Genomic DNA, 14089 nt, shown 5'->3' on the forward strand with positions numbered 1-14089 from the left:
CTGTCTTTTTTTGGTGGTGGTGGGCGGGGTTGGGGGTTGGCGCCCCCATTCAGCCAGGAAACAAAGAAAGGTGGTTGCAAAAACAGGCACTCGTCCCCCCCCCCCCCCCCCCCCCCCCCCCCGCTTCCGTTGCCGCGTTACGCCGGTACGCTCGCCACGCCCTGCGCCAGGAACCGCTTCCCGTTCACGCGCTCGCTGACGCCCTCACGGTCCAGGTACGGCGTGATGCCGCCCAGGTGGAAGGGCCAGCCCGCGCCGGTGATCAGGCAGAGGTCGATGTCCTGGGCCTCGGCGACGACGCCCTCGTCGAGCATGAGCCCGATCTCCTGCGCCACCGCGTCGAGCACACGGTCCCGCACCTGCTCCTCGGTCAGGACGGAGTCGCCCTGCTTGAGGAGAGCGGCGACCTCGGGGTCGAGCTCCGGCTTGCCGGAGTCGTACTTGTAGAAGCCGCGCTTGCCCGCCTTGACGACGGCCGCGAGGTTCGGGGAGACCGTGAAGCGCTCGGGGAAGGCGCGGTTCAGGGTCTCGGACACGTGCAGACCGATGGCGGGACCGACGAGCTCGAGGAGCACCAGCGGCGACATCGGCAGACCGAGCGGCTCGACGGCCTTCTCGGCGACGGCGACCGGGGTGCCCTCGTCGATGACGTTCTGGATCTCGCCCATGAAGCGGGTGAGGATGCGGTTCACGACGAACGCCGGGGCGTCCTTCACGAGCACCGCGGTCTTCTTCAGCTTCTTGGCGACGCCGAAGGCCGTGGCCAGCGACGCGTCGTCAGTCCGCTCGCCGCGCACGATCTCCAGGAGCGGCAGGATCGCGACCGGGTTGAAGAAGTGGAAGCCGACGACCCGCTCGGGGTGCTTCAGCTTCGACGCCATCTCGGAGACCGAGAGCGAGGAGGTGTTGGTGGCGAGGATCGCGTGCGCCGGAGCGACGGCCTCGACCTCGGCGAACACCTGCTGCTTGACGCCGATCTCCTCGAAGACGGCCTCGATGACGAAGTCGGCGTCGGAGAAGCCCTCGGCCTTGTCCAGGACACCGGAGACGAGCGCCTTCAGACGGTTCGACTTGTCCTGGTTGATACGGCCCTTGAGGAGGAGCTTGTCGATCTCCTCGTGGACGTAACCGACGCCCTTGTCGACGCGCTCCTGGTCGATGTCGGTCAGCACGACCGGCACCTCGAGGCGGCGCAGGAAGAGCAGCGCGAGCTGCGAGGCCATCAGACCGGCGCCGACGACGCCGACCTTGGTGACCGGACGCGCGAGGTTCTTGTCGGGCGCACCGGCAGGCCGCTTCCCGCGCTTCTGCACGAGGTTGAACGAGTAGATGCCCGCGCGCAGTTCACCGCCCATGATGAGGTCGGCGAGCGCGGTGTCCTCGGCGTCGAAGCCCTTCTGCAGATCGCCGTCCTTGGCACCCTCGATGATCTCCAGGGCGCGGTAGGCGGCCGGAGCGGCGCCGTGCACCTTGGAGTCGGCGATGGCACGGCCGCGCGCGACGGCGGCGTCCCAGCCCTCGCCGCGGTCGATCTCGGGGCGGACGACCTCGGTCTTGCCGTTGAGGACGGATGCCGTCCAGATCAGCGACTGCTCCAGGAAGTCGGCGCCCTCGAAGATGGCGTCGGCGATGCCGAGCTCGAAGACCTGCTTGCCCTTGAGCTGACGGTTCTGGTTCAGCGAGTTCTCGATGATGACCGAGACGGCCTTGTCGGCGCCGATCAGGTTCGGGAGCAGCGCGCAGCCGCCCCAGCCCGGGACCAGGCCGAGGAAGACCTCGGGCAGCGAGAACGCGGGCAGCGCCTTGGAGACGGTGCGGTACGAGCAGTGCAGACCGACCTCGACGCCACCGCCCATCGCGGCACCGTTGTAGTACGCGAAGGTCGGCACGGCGAGCCCGGAGAGACGCTTGAAGACCTCGTGCCCGCCCTTGCCGATGGCGAGCGCGTCGTCGTGCTTCTTCAGCAGCTCGACGCCCTTGAGGTCGGCGCCGACGGCGAAGATGAACGGCTTGCCGGTGATGCCGACACCGACGATCGTGCCCTCGGACGCCTCCTTCTCGACCTGGTCGATCGCCGTGTTCAGGTTGGCGAGGGACTGCGGTCCGAAGGTGGTCGGCTTGGTGTGGTCGAAGCCGTTGTCGAGGGTGATCAGCGCGAAGCGCCCGGCACCGTGGGGGAGGTCGAGGTGGCGTACGTGCGCCTGCGTGACGACCTCGTCGGGGAACAGCTCGGCCGCACCCTTCAGGAGCTCGGTGGTCGTGGTGCTCATGCTTCGCCTCCGGCGTCCTTGTGGTGGGGGTTCTCCCAGATGACCGTCGCGCCCATGCCGAAGCCGACGCACATGGTCGTGAGGCCGTAGCGGACCTCCGGCTGCTCCTCGAACTGCCGCGCCAGCTGCGTCATCAGGCGTACGCCGGAGGAGGCGAGCGGGTGGCCGAACGCGATGGCGCCGCCGTACTGGTTCACGCGGGCGTCGTCGTCCGCGATGCCGTAGTGCTCCAGGAAGGCGAGCACCTGCACGGCGAAGGCCTCGTTGATCTCGAAGAGACCGATGTCGGAGATGGACAGGCCGGACTTGGCGAGCGCCTTCTCCGTCGCCGGGATCGGACCGTAGCCCATGACCTCCGGCTCGACGCCCGCGAAGGCGTACGAGACGAGGCGCATTTTCACGGGGAGGTTGTTCTCCCGCGCGAACTCCTCGGAGGCGATGAGGGAGGCGGTGGCGCCGTCGTTGAGACCGGCGGCGTTGCCCGCGGTGACGCGGCCGTGTGTACGGAACGGCGTCTTGAGGCCCGCGAGGTTCTCCAGGGTCGTCCCCGGGCGCATCGGCTCGTCGGCGGTGGCGAGACCCCAGCCGGTCTCACCGGCCTCCTCGTTCGTCCGGCGTACGGAGATCGGCACGAGGTCGGCCTGGATCTTGCCGTCGGCGTACGCCTTGGCGGCCTTCTCCTGCGAGCGCACGGCGTATTCGTCGGCGCGCTGCTTGGTGATGCTCGGGTAGCGGTCGTGCAGGTTCTCGGCGGTCATGCCCATGAACAGGGCCGACTCGTCGACGAGCTTCTCGCTCACGAACCGCGGGTTGGGGTCGACGCCCTCACCCATGGGGTGGCGGCCCATGTGCTCGACACCGCCGGCGACGGCGATGTCGTACGCACCGAAGGCCACGCTGCCCGCGACCGAGGTCACGGCGGTCAGGGCGCCGGCGCACATGCGGTCGATGGAGTAGCCGGGCACGGACTGCGGGAGTCCGGCGAGGATGCCGGCGGTGCGGCCGATCGTCAGACCCTGGTCGCCGATCTGCGTGGTCGCGGCGATGGCGACCTCGTCGATCTTGGCGGGGTCGAGGTCCGGGTTGCGGCGCAGCAGCTCCCGGATGGCCTTCACGACGAGGTCATCGGCACGGGTCTCGTGGTAGATGCCCTTCGGGCCCGCCTTGCCGAACGGGGTGCGGACGCCGTCCACGAAGACGACGTCCCTGACGGTACGAGGCACGATGGCTCTCCTCCAGGGTGCGGTTGCGCCACGCCTGCGGCGCGCTTCCTCCGTCCACCCTACTTGTCGGTAACTAGGTGGCCAAGGGCGACCTCCCCGAGGCAAAGGTCACACTCACGCTCCGCGCCGCCGACCGTGCGTCTCCCCCTGCCCCGCCGCTGCGCGGCGACCTCCGCCCACCCGCCCACCCGTTCACCCCGCACGTCTGCGCCCCGTAGGGGCGGGCGCGTTGTCGTCTGCGGCCGCGCGCCTCCTCTCGCCCGCCGCTGCGCGGCGATTCCCACCCACCCGCCCGCGCGTCTGTGCCCCGTAGGGCAGGCTGGCTCGTCGCCTGTCGGCGGGTGGGTGGCTGCCCCTGTCCCGCCGCTGCGCGGCGGATCACTCCCACCCACCCACCCGTTCACCCCGCGCGTCTGTGCCCCGTAGGGGCGGGTGGGTTGTCGTCTGCGGCCGCGCGCCTCCTCTCGCCCGCCGCTGCGCGGCGATTCCCACCCACCCGCCCGCCCGTTCACCCAGCACGTATACGTCCCGTAGGGCGGGCTGTCCCCGCCCCGCCGCGCCGGATCCCCTCGCCCGCTGGCGCGTCTGTGCCCGGTGCGGGGTGCACGGGTGGGTGGGTGGGGAAAGTCCGCCGTGAAGCGGCGGCGTAGGACGGGGGAGGCGTGTCCCGTTGAGACTGAGGCGTTACGTTGCACCGCCCCCCACCTCGTTCACCGGACGGTGCGGGGCGCACGGGTGGGTGGGTGTGATCCGCCGCGGAGCGGCGGGGTGGGGGACCGGGCTCGGTGTGTGTGCGGCGGGGCCGGTCGTGCCCCCGTCGCTGGGCGGTGCGGGGTGCACGGGTGGGTGGGTGTGATCCGCCGCGGAGCGGCGGGGTGGGGGAACCGGGCTGGGCGTGTGCGCGGTGGGGTCGGCCGCGCCCCCCGTCGCGCCGGATGGCGCGGCGTGCACGGGTGGGTGGGTGGGGTTCGTCGCGGAGCGGCGGGGTGGGGAGAACCAGGTGTGGCGTGGGTGCGGTGGGGCCGTCCCGCCCCCCCGGCGCCGGGGGGAGTGGGAGTGGGAGTGGGTGTGGCTTCTGCCGTTGGGTGGGCTAGGTGAGCGCCGTTACCAGGGGCGGGGTCACCTGGGTGATCTGCCAGGCGCGCGCCCCGTGCGCGGCGAGCGCCTCCGCGACCGACGCCTCGTCCACCCGCACCGGCGGCTCCCAGCACACCCGCCGGACCGTGTCCGGAGTGATCAGGTTCTCCTGGGGCATGTTCAGCTGCTCGGCGAGAGCGGAGATCGCCGCGCGCGCCGCGGAGAGGCGCGCCGCCGCCGCCGGGTCGCGGTCCGCCCAGGAGCGGGGAGGCGGCGGGCCGCTCACCGTCTGGCCGGGCTGGGGGAGGTCCGCGTCGGGGAGCGCCTTCGCGCGGTCCACCGCCGCCTGCCACTGCTCCAGCTGGCGCCGCCCCATGCGGTGCCCGAACCCGGACAGACCCGCCAGCGCGTGCACGTTCGGCGGCAGCCCGAGCGCCGCCTCCACGATCGCCCCGTCGCTGAGCACCTTGCCCGGCGACACGTCACGCCGCTGGGCCACCTTGTCGCGGGCGTTCCAGAGCTCTCGTACGACCGCCATCTGGCGGCGACGGCGGACCTTGTGCATGCCGGACGTGCGACGCCAGGGGTCCTTGCGGGGCGGCGCGGGCGGTGCGGACGCGATGGCGTCGAACTCCTCGCGGGCCCACTCCAGCTTGCCCTGCCGGTCCAGCTCCTTCTCCAGCGCGTCGCGCAGGTCGACGAGGAGTTCCACGTCGAGTGCCGCGTACCGCAGCCAGGGTTCGGGGAGCGGGCGGGTCGACCAGTCGACCGCGGAGTGCCCCTTCTCCAGGACGTAGCCGAGCACGCTCTCCACCATCGCGCCGAGGCCCACGCGCGGGAATCCGGCGAGGCGCCCCGCGAGCTCCGTGTCGAAGATCCGGGACGGCACCATGCCTATTTCGCGCAGGCACGGCAGGTCCTGCGTCGCCGCGTGCAGGACCCACTCCGCGTCGCCGATGGCCGCGCCGAGCCCGGAGAGGTCGGGGCAGGCGACGGGGTCGACGAGCGCGGTGCCCGCGCCCTCGCGGCGGAGCTGGACGAGATAGGCCCGCTGCCCGTACCGGTAGCCGGACGCGCGCTCGGCGTCGACGGCGACGGGACCCGTGCCCGCGGCGAAGGCGGCGACGGTCTCCGCGAGGGACTCCTCGTCGGCGATCACCGCCGGAATGCCGTCGCGGGGCTCGAGCAACGGAGTCGGCGCCGTTTCGACGTCGTCCGGAGGAGCGCCTCCGGTGGTTCGCAGTGAGCTGTCTGCTGCGGTCTCTTGGGCGTCGGTCACCTGTCAAGGGTATCTGTGTATGGACAGCGCCCGTCGACGGAACGTTCCGTCGACGGGCGCTCGGGGGGTGTAAATCAGTCAGTGGATGATGCCGGTGCGCAGCGCGACCGCCACCATCCCGGCCCGGTCACCCGTACCGAGCTTGCGTGCGATCCGGGCGAGGTGGCTCTTCACGGTCAGGGCGGACAGGCCCATCGAGACGCCGATGGCCTTGTTGGACTGGCCCTCCGCGACCAGGCGCAGCACCTCGACCTCACGGCCCGACAGCTCTCGGTAGCCGCCTGGGTGGCTCGGGGTGCCCGGAGGGCGGCGGTGCATACGGGCGGCGGCCGAGCCGATGGGGGCCGCGCCGGGGCGGGTGGGGAGTCCGACGTTCGTACGGGTGCCGGTGACGACGTAGCCCTTGACGCCGCCCGCGAGGGCGTTGCGCACGGCACCGATGTCGTCGGCGGCGGAGAGGGCGAGGCCGTTGGGCCAGCCCGCGGCACGGGTTTCGGAGAGGAGCGTCAGGCCGGAGCCGTCGGGGAGGTGGACATCAGCGACGCAGATGTCCCGGGGGTTGCCGATGCGGGGACGAGCCTCCGCGATGGACGAGGCCTCGATGACGTCGCGTACACCGAGCGCCCACAGGTGGCGGGTGACGGTGGAACGGACGCGGGGGTCGGCCACGACGACCATGGCGGTCGGCTTGTTCGGGCGGTAGGCGACCAGGCTTGCGGGCTGCTCGAGGAGAACGGACACCAGGCCTCCTGGATGGGGGGACGGGAGGGGCCGGCTCGGGGATGAAGCCGGGACGAACCGTGCTTTCAAGGTCACAAACCTCTTCGGCAGCAATCCTTGTCGCCTTTAGGGAATGATCACGATTTGGTGAGCAATAATTCGGGCAATTCGGACACGTGCTCGATCATCCGAAGATCAAACCGAACACGCCCACGTTCGAGTGACCCCACGCGAGGCAAACCCCGCCGCAAGACAAACCCCGCGGCGCGGGCCGCGGGGGATGGGGAGCGGATGTTCGAGCGTTCGTCAGTGAGAGAGCGGTCCTCGCCGTTGCGGCAGCGACACCACGGAAGCGTCGCCCGAGCCGCCCGAGCTGCCCGAGCCGCCCGGACCACCCGGTCCACCGGGCCCGCCAGGACCCACCGGCGGCAACCCCGCGACCTGGCAGAGCAGATCGCACCACGCCGCCAGATGCGCCCCCGTGTCCGGCACCCCGCCGCCACCTTCCCGCGGCGTCCACGACGCCCGGATCTCGATCTGCGAGGCGGGCGGCCGCTCCGAGAGCCCTCCGAAGTAGTGCGAGCCGGCGCGCGTCACCGTGCCGCTCGCCTCGTCCGCCGAAAGCCCCCGCGCGCTGAGCGCCCCGGTCAGCCACGACCAGCAGACCTCCGGCAGCAGCGGATCCGCCGCCATCTCCGGTTCGAGCTCCGCCCGTACGAGCGTGACGAGCCGGAAAGTGCCCTGCCACGCGTCGTGCCCCGCCGGATCGTGGAGCAGGACGAGCCGCCCGTCGGCGAGGTCCTCCTCGTCCTCCACGACCGCCGCCTCCAACGCGTACGCGTACGGCGCGAGCCGTTGCGGCGGCCGCGTCGGATCGATCTCGATCTCCGGCCGCAGCCGTGCCCCCCGCAGCGCGTCGACCGCCGCGCGGAAGGGCAACGGAGCCGAATCCGCCACCTTCCCCTCCGAACCTTCCATCTCGCCAGCGCCGTCCGACCGTTGTCCCTGAGCCGCAGCCATGCGGGGAAGGTTAAGGGGAACGGCGCCTTCGCGCAGGGAGAGACACCCGTCGGGGGGTTCCCGGTCAACGTGCGAGACTTTCCGCGTGAGTGCCAATGACAGCCGTGGCCCCGAGGGCCGGCAGAACACAGCGACGTACGACTCCCCCTTCATGAAGGCGTGCAGGCGCGAGGCAGTGCCGCACACGCCGGTGTGGTTCATGCGGCAGGCGGGGCGCTCACTTCCCGAGTACCGCAAGGTCCGCGAGGGCACGGCCATGCTGGAGTCCTGCATGCGCCCCGACCTCGTCACCGAGATCACGCTGCAGCCCGTGCGCCGCCACAACGTCGACGCCGCGATCTACTTCAGCGACATCGTCGTCCCGCTCAAGGCCATCGGCATCGACCTCGACATCAAGCCGGGCGTCGGACCCGTCGTCGAGAAGCCGATCCGCTCGCGCGCCGACCTGGCGCAGCTGCGGGACCTCACGCCCGACGACGTCCACTACGTCACCGAGGCGATGGGCATGCTGACGGCCGAGCTCGGCTCGACGCCGCTCATCGGTTTCGCCGGTGCGCCTTTCACCCTCGCGAGCTACCTCGTGGAGGGCGGACCGAGCCGCAACCACGAGCACACCAAGGCGCTGATGTACGGCGACCCGCAGCTCTGGGCCGATCTGCTCGACCGTCTCGCGGAGATCACCGCCGCCTTCCTGAAGGTGCAGATCGAGGCGGGCGCGAGCGCCGTGCAGCTCTTCGACTCGTGGGTGGGCGCGCTGGCGCCCGCCGACTACCGCCGCTCGGTGATGCCCGCGTCGGCGAAGGTATTCGACGCGGTCGCCTCGTACGGGGTGCCGCGCATCCACTTCGGTGTCGGCACCGGCGAGCTCCTCGGTCTCATGGGCGAGGCCGGCGCCGACGTCGTGGGCGCGGACTGGCGGGTGCCGCTGGACGAGGCCGCGCGCCGCGTCGGGCCCGGCAAGGCGATCCAGGGCAACCTGGACCCGGCCGTCCTCTTCTCCACACGGGAGGCCGTCGAGCGGAAGACGGACGAGGTCCTCGCCGCCGCGAGCGGTCTCGAGGGGCACATCTTCAACCTCGGGCACGGCGTCCTGCCGACCACGGACCCCGAGGCGCTGACCCGCCTCGTGGAGTACGTGCACACGCGTACCGCCGTCTGAACGGCGGGCGTCCGAGCGACGAACGTCTGAAAGATGTCTGAAAAGGGTCCCTGTCCGATCGGGCAGGGACCCTTTTCGCGGTCCTGGTGGTCCTGATGGTCCTGGCCGTCCTGAAGGTTCTAGCGGTCCGACCGCACCGCCGCCACCGCCTTGCGCGCCGCCACCAGGACCGGGTCCCACACCGGGGAGAACGGCGGCGCGTACCCGAGGTCGAGCGCCGTCATCTGTTCCACCGTCATCTGCGCCGTCAGCGCGACGGCCGCCACGTCGACCCGCTTGCCCGCGCCCTCGCGGCCGACGATCTGGACGCCGAGGAGCCGCCCCGTGCGCCGCTCGGCGATCATCTTCACCTTCATCGGCGCGGCCCCCGGGTAGTAACCGGCCCGGCTCGTCGACTCGATGGTCACCGACACGAAGCGGAACCCGGCGGCCAGCGCGTCCCTCTCGCGCAGGCCGGTGCGGGCGATCTCCAGGTCGCAGACCTTGCTGACGGCCGTGCCGACGACACCGGGGAACGTCGCGTAGCCCCCGCCCGCGTTGGAGCCGATGACCTGCCCGTGCTTGTTGGCGTGCGTGCCGAGCGGGATGTGGCGCTCGCGCCCCGACACCAGGTCGAGGACCTCCACGCAGTCCCCGCCCGCCCAGATGACCCCGCCTGCGTCGGTTCCGCGCACCCGCATCGCGAGGTCGGTGAGCAGTCCGCCGTACTCGCCGAGCGGCAGACCCGCCTCACGCGCGAGCTCCGTCTCCGGGCCTACGCCGATACCGAGCACCACCACGTCCGCCGGGTACTCGGCGTCCGCCGTCGCCACCGCCCTGGCCCGCCCGTCGTCGTCCGTCAGGATCGCGGTGACCTCGGCGCCGTTCACCATCCCGATGCCCATGCCCGTCAGCGCGTCGTGCACGAGGCAGCCCATGTCCGGGTCGAGCGTCGACATGGGTTCCTTGCCGCGGTTGACGACCGTCACCTCGTAACCGCGGTTGACGAGCGCCTCCGCCATCTCGACGCCGATGTAGCCCGCGCCGATGACCACGGCGCGGCGGCCCGGCGTCGTGGTCAGCGTGTCGAGCAGGGCCTGGCCGTCGTCCAGTGTCTGCACGCCGTGCACGTTGGGCGCGTCGATGCCGGGGAGCGCCGGGCGCAGGGGGCGCGCGCCGGTGGCCATGACGAGCTTGTCGTACGCCGTCCAGTACTCCTCACCCGCCGTCAGGTCCCTGGCCAGGACGCGGCGGCCCGGGACGTCGATCCGCACCACCTCCGTGCGCATCCGCAGATCGATCGCCCGCTCACGGTGCTGCTCGGGCGTCCGTGCGATCAGGTCGTCCCGGTCGCCGACGTCGCCGCCCACCCAGTAGGGGATGCCGCAGGCGGAGTACGAAGTGAAGTGCCCGCGTTCGAACGCGACGATCTCCAGTTCGTCGGGGCCCTTGAGCCTGCGCGCCTGCGACGCGGCGGACATGCCCGCCGCGTCGCCCCCGATGACCACCAGTCGCTCTCGTGTACCGCTCGTGCCGCTCATGGGCACACGCTACGGCGGGGTCGCCGCGTGCTCAGTCCTCGCCCCGTCCGCCGTCCGCGGCACGGCGCGGCCACCGGGGACGTACGACGCGCAGCCACAGCAGCGCGAGCAGCGCGACGACCGCGGCGAACGGCAGCACCGCGGCGAGGACGATCGCGATCCAGCGCAGTGCGGTCACGAACGCGTCCCAGCCGCCGCCGAGCGCGTCCCCGAACGACGGGTCGTCGTCCTCCGCGTCCGCCTTCGCCCCGTTCTCGGTGAGCGAGAGGGTGATCGTCGCCAGGCTCGTCCGGTCCTTCAGGGACTCCTGCTGGGCGAGCAGCGACTCCAGGTCGGACTGGCGGGTGCTCAACTCGCCCTCCAGGGTGACCACATCGCTCAGCTTGGTCGCCCTGTCCATCAGCTCCCGCACGCGCGCCACGCTGGCCCGCTGCGACGTGATACGGCTCTGGACGTCGACGACCTGGTCGGTGACGTCCTGGGCCTTCGCGTCCTTGCCGATGAGCTTGCCGGTGCCTTCGAGTGCGGTGAGGACGTCCTCGTATGTGTCCTGCGGCACGCGCAGCACGACGCGGGAGCGCTCGCGTCCCTCGCTGTCGCGCGAGGTGTTCTCGTTCCCCACGATGCCTCCGGCGCCCTCGGCCGCCCGGCGGGCCTCGTCCAGCGCTCCGGGCACGTCCTCGACGCGGACGGTCAGCTTCGCGGTGCGGATGATGTGTGTGCCGGTGAGCTTGGGCGGTTTGCGTTTTCCGGAGGCGCTGTCGGCGTCGCCGGGCCCGTCGGCCCTGCTGCCCGAGGCGCCCTTCCCGTTCCCCTCGGCCTGGAGGCCCGCGGCCTTGTCGCCGTCCCCGGCGCCGGAGTCGCCGCCGCCGTCCCCCGCGTTCGTGCACCCGGTGAGCGCGAGCGCGACCGCGAGCAGGAGGCCGGCGAAGACCTGGAACGTGCGGTGGTGAGCGGACTTGCTGGACGCGTGCATCGGCGTACCCCCCGAGGAACGGTGACTGATGCTCCTACGACGGAGGAGAGGCCCGGAACGATGGTTGCCGGGCGGTCCCGATGAGGTCACGGTCGGGACTCGCCGGTCCGAGCGGTCTGAGAGAGTGGGGGCATGCGTGCAACGGACACAGGTACGGGGAACGGTCACGTCGTCGTCATCGGAGGCGGGATCGCCGGACTGGCCGCAGCGCACCGGCTGCTCACGGCCGGCCCGGACCGCAGGGTGACCGTCCTGGAGGCCTCCGACCGGCTCGGCGGCAAGCTCCACGCAGGTGACATCGCCGGCGTCCGCGTCGACCTCGGCGCCGAGTCGATGCTCGCCCGCCGCCCCGAAGCCGTCGCCCTCGCCCGCGAGGTGGGCCTCGCCGACCGGCTCCAGCCGCCCGCCACCGCGACCGCCGCGATCTGGACCCGGGGCGCCCTGCGCCCCATGCCCAAGGGCCACGTCATGGGCGTGCCCGGCGACGCGTCCGCCCTCGCGGGAGTCCTCTCCGAAGAGGGCCTGCACCGCATCGCACGGGACGGCGAGCTGCCGCCCACCGAGGTCGGCGACGACGTCGCGGTCGGCGAGTACGTCGCCGCGCGCCTCGGCAGGGAAGTCGTCGACCGGCTGGTGGAGCCCCTCCTCGGCGGGGTCTACGCGGGCGACGCGTACCGCATCTCGATGCGCTCGGCCGTCCCGCAGCTCTTCGAGGCGGCCCGCACGCACGCCTCCCTCACGGAGGGCGTGCGCGCCATCCAGGCGCGCGCGGCGAAGAACCAGCAGACCGGGCCCGTCTTCATGGGCATCGAGGGCGGCGTCGGGCGGCTGCCGCTCGCCGTCGCCGACGCGGTGCGCGCGCGGGGCGGGGAGATCCGCACGGGGACGCCGGTCACCGAGCTGCGGCGGACCCCGACGGGCTGGCGGGTCGGCACCGAGGAGCAGCTCATCGACGCGGACGCCGTGGTCGTCGCCGTGCCCGCGCACTCCGCCGCCGCGCTCCTGGGCGTCGAGGCTCCCGCCGCCGCGGCCGAGCTCGCCACGGTCGAGTACGCCTCCATGGCACTGATGACGCTCGCGTACCGCCGCAGCGAAACCGACCTCCCCGAAGGGAGCGGTTTTCTTGTGCCGCCGGTCGACGGGCACACCATCAAGGCGTCCACCTTCGCGTCGCGCAAGTGGGGCTGGATCGCCGACGAGGACCCCGACCTGCTGGTGCTGCGGACGTCGGTGGGGCGGTACGGCGAGACGGAGATCCTGCGGCGCGACGACGCCGAGCTGATCGAGCTCTCCCGGCGCGACCTGCGCGCCGCCACCGGCCTGGACGCCGACCCCGTCGCCACCCGCGTCACCCGCTGGCACGACGGCTTGCCGCAGTACCCCGTCGGGCACCACGCGCGCGTGGCCCGCATCCGCGAGCACGTGGGCAAGCTGCCGGGACTCGCCGTGTGCGGGGCGGCGTACGACGGCGTGGGCATCCCCGCCTGCATCGCGAGCGCCCACGCCGCCGTGGACCAGCTGGGCGGCGACACGGCCGGTGTGGAGGAGCTCACCCGCAACCCGGTGCAGAGTCTGCACGGCGGCGGAGGAGAATAGGGTCATGAGTGACGACGCCCCCGCCAAGACGCCCAACGCGGGCAAGAAGGCCAAGGACCTCAACGAGGTCATCCGCTACACCCTGTGGTCCGTCTTCAAGCTGCGCGACGTGCTGCCCGAGCAGCGCGCGGGCTACGCCGAAGAGGTCCAGGACCTGTTCGACCAGCTCGCCGCCAAGGACGTCACCGTCCGCGGCACCTACGACGTCTCCGGCCTCCGTGCCGACGCCGACCTGATGATCTGGTGGCACGCCGAGACCGCCGACGAGCTGCAGGAGGCCTACAACCTCTTTCGCCGCACCCAGCTCGGCCGCGCCCTGGAGCCGGTCTGGTCGAACATGGCGCTGCACCGTCCCGCCGAGTTCAACAAGTCGCACATCCCGGCGTTCCTCGCCGACGAGACCCCCCGCAACTACGTCTCGGTCTACCCCTTCGTGCGCTCCTACGACTGGTACCTGCTGCCCGACGAGGACCGCCGCCGCATGCTCGCCGACCACGGCAAGATGGCCCGCGGCTACCCCGACGTGCGCGCCAACACGGTCGCCTCGTTCTCCCTCGGCGACTACGAATGGCTCCTCGCCTTCGAGGCCGACGAGCTGTACCGCATCGTCGACCTCATGCGTCACCTGCGCGCCTCCGAGGCCCGTATGCACGTACGCGAAGAGGTCCCGTTCTACACGGGCCGCCGCAAGTCGGTGGCCGAGCTCGTGGCGGGTCTCGCCTAGTTAATTCGGTTGCCGCGCCGGTCCGGTGCGGGTTTCATCGAGAGGTCGAAGCCAAGGACAGAGAGACGGTGAATGTATGCCCAGGGCCCTGCGGAACAGCTCGGAGTCATCCCCTTCCGCAACGCTCAGGAGTCATCCTCACCATGTCCCGCAACACCTCTCGGCGGGCCCGCACTGAAGCGCGCGCCCAGTCCTTCCGCTGCCTGCAGTGCGGTCTCGACGTATCGATGACCGCGCCGGGCACCGATCACCGCAATCACTGCCCCAACTGCCTGTGGAGCCGTCACCTCGACGACACCCCGGGCGACCGGGCCGCCGACTGCGGTGCCCGGATGGAACCCCTCGCCATATCCGTCCGCGGAGACGGCGAGTGGGTTCTCGCCCACCGCTGCACGCACTGCGGCGTCCTGCACGCCAACCGCACGGCCGGTGACGACAACGCGCTGCCGCTGACCCGGCTCGCGGTGCGTCCGCTCGCCCAGCCGCCGTTCCCGCTGGAGCGCCTCGGCGCGCTGTGACGGGACG

General features: G+C 71.8%; 11 protein-coding genes. 4 read left to right on the forward strand and 7 right to left on the reverse strand.

Annotated elements, in window-relative coordinates:
* Positions 1-137: 137 nt before the first annotated feature.
* The 5 genes from AC07DO_RS16200 to AC07DO_RS16220 all read right to left on the reverse strand — a co-directional run bounded on the left by AC07DO_RS16200 (position 138) and on the right by AC07DO_RS16220 (position 7589).
* On the reverse strand, positions 138-2270 hold the full coding sequence (locus tag AC07DO_RS16200; protein WP_479060124.1) for a 3-hydroxyacyl-CoA dehydrogenase NAD-binding domain-containing protein: 2133 nt from the start codon (positions 2268-2270) through the stop codon (positions 138-140).
* Positions 2267-3493, reverse strand: a complete 1227-nt coding sequence (locus tag AC07DO_RS16205; protein WP_479060126.1) for a thiolase family protein — start codon at positions 3491-3493, stop codon at positions 2267-2269. The genes AC07DO_RS16200 and AC07DO_RS16205 overlap by 4 nt, the downstream gene beginning before the upstream one ends.
* Positions 3494-4583: 1090 nt before the next feature.
* Positions 4584-5849 carry an HRDC domain-containing protein gene (locus tag AC07DO_RS16210; RefSeq protein ID WP_479060128.1) on the reverse strand — a complete coding sequence of 422 codons (1266 nt, stop codon included), beginning with the start codon at positions 5847-5849 and terminating at the stop codon, positions 4584-4586.
* A gap of 78 nt (positions 5850-5927) precedes the next feature.
* Positions 5928-6590 (reverse strand): response regulator transcription factor, encoded by a 663-nt coding sequence (locus tag AC07DO_RS16215; protein ID WP_016643199.1) that lies wholly within the window; start codon positions 6588-6590, stop codon positions 5928-5930.
* A 285-nt stretch (positions 6591-6875) separates the two neighbouring features.
* On the reverse strand, positions 6876-7589 hold the full coding sequence (locus tag AC07DO_RS16220; protein WP_479060130.1) for a DUF3000 domain-containing protein: 714 nt from the start codon (positions 7587-7589) through the stop codon (positions 6876-6878).
* An 85-nt stretch (positions 7590-7674) separates the two neighbouring features.
* Between AC07DO_RS16220 and hemE the strand changes: the two genes are divergently transcribed.
* The gene (hemE, locus tag AC07DO_RS16225; RefSeq protein WP_150215595.1) at positions 7675-8748 is read left to right on the forward strand and encodes a uroporphyrinogen decarboxylase; all 1074 of its coding nucleotides are present in this window, start codon (positions 7675-7677) and stop codon (positions 8746-8748) included.
* A 119-nt stretch (positions 8749-8867) separates the two neighbouring features.
* Here hemE and AC07DO_RS16230 read toward each other — a convergent pair whose 3' ends face one another.
* Together AC07DO_RS16230 and AC07DO_RS16235 are read right to left on the reverse strand one after the other, a co-directional pair.
* A complete protein-coding gene (locus AC07DO_RS16230) occupies positions 8868-10268 on the reverse strand; it encodes an FAD-dependent oxidoreductase (protein WP_479060132.1) in 1401 nt (466 codons plus the stop codon).
* 31 nt (positions 10269-10299) lie between these two features.
* Positions 10300-11244 carry a DUF4349 domain-containing protein gene (locus tag AC07DO_RS16235; protein ID WP_479060133.1) on the reverse strand — a complete coding sequence of 315 codons (945 nt, stop codon included), beginning with the start codon at positions 11242-11244 and terminating at the stop codon, positions 10300-10302.
* A 132-nt stretch (positions 11245-11376) separates the two neighbouring features.
* On the opposite strand from AC07DO_RS16235, the gene hemG reads away from it, so the two are divergent.
* The 3 genes from hemG (at position 11377) to AC07DO_RS16250 (ending at position 14082) form a co-directional block, all read left to right on the forward strand.
* Positions 11377-12840, forward strand: a complete 1464-nt coding sequence (hemG, locus tag AC07DO_RS16240; RefSeq protein ID WP_479060134.1) for a protoporphyrinogen oxidase — start codon at positions 11377-11379, stop codon at positions 12838-12840.
* A 4-nt stretch (positions 12841-12844) separates the two neighbouring features.
* On the forward strand, positions 12845-13564 hold the full coding sequence (hemQ, locus tag AC07DO_RS16245; RefSeq protein WP_479060136.1) for a hydrogen peroxide-dependent heme synthase: 720 nt from the start codon (positions 12845-12847) through the stop codon (positions 13562-13564).
* 143 nt (positions 13565-13707) lie between these two features.
* On the forward strand, positions 13708-14082 hold the full coding sequence (locus AC07DO_RS16250; RefSeq protein ID WP_479060138.1) for an RNHCP domain-containing protein: 375 nt from the start codon (positions 13708-13710) through the stop codon (positions 14080-14082).
* Positions 14083-14089 lie beyond the last annotated feature (7 nt).

It is taken from the genome of Streptomyces sp. NPDC045678, assembly GCF_056432085.1.

Bases quoted from the DNA above. Each gene is read 5' to 3' on its own strand.
- hemQ (WP_479060136.1), top strand. From the start codon at position 12,845: ATGAGTGACGACGCCCCCGCCAAGACGCCCAACGCGGGCAAGAAGGCC.
- AC07DO_RS16220 (WP_479060130.1), bottom strand. From the start codon at position 7,589: ATGGCTGCGGCTCAGGGACAACGGTCGGACGGCGCTGGCGAGATGGAA.
- AC07DO_RS16200 (WP_479060124.1), bottom strand. From the start codon at position 2,270: ATGAGCACCACGACCACCGAGCTCCTGAAGGGTGCGGCCGAGCTGTTC.
- AC07DO_RS16235 (WP_479060133.1), bottom strand. From the start codon at position 11,244: ATGCACGCGTCCAGCAAGTCCGCTCACCACCGCACGTTCCAGGTCTTC.
- AC07DO_RS16250 (WP_479060138.1), top strand. From the start codon at position 13,708: ATGTCCCGCAACACCTCTCGGCGGGCCCGCACTGAAGCGCGCGCCCAG.
- AC07DO_RS16230 (WP_479060132.1), bottom strand. From the start codon at position 10,268: ATGAGCGGCACGAGCGGTACACGAGAGCGACTGGTGGTCATCGGGGGC.
- hemG (WP_479060134.1), top strand. From the start codon at position 11,377: ATGCGTGCAACGGACACAGGTACGGGGAACGGTCACGTCGTCGTCATC.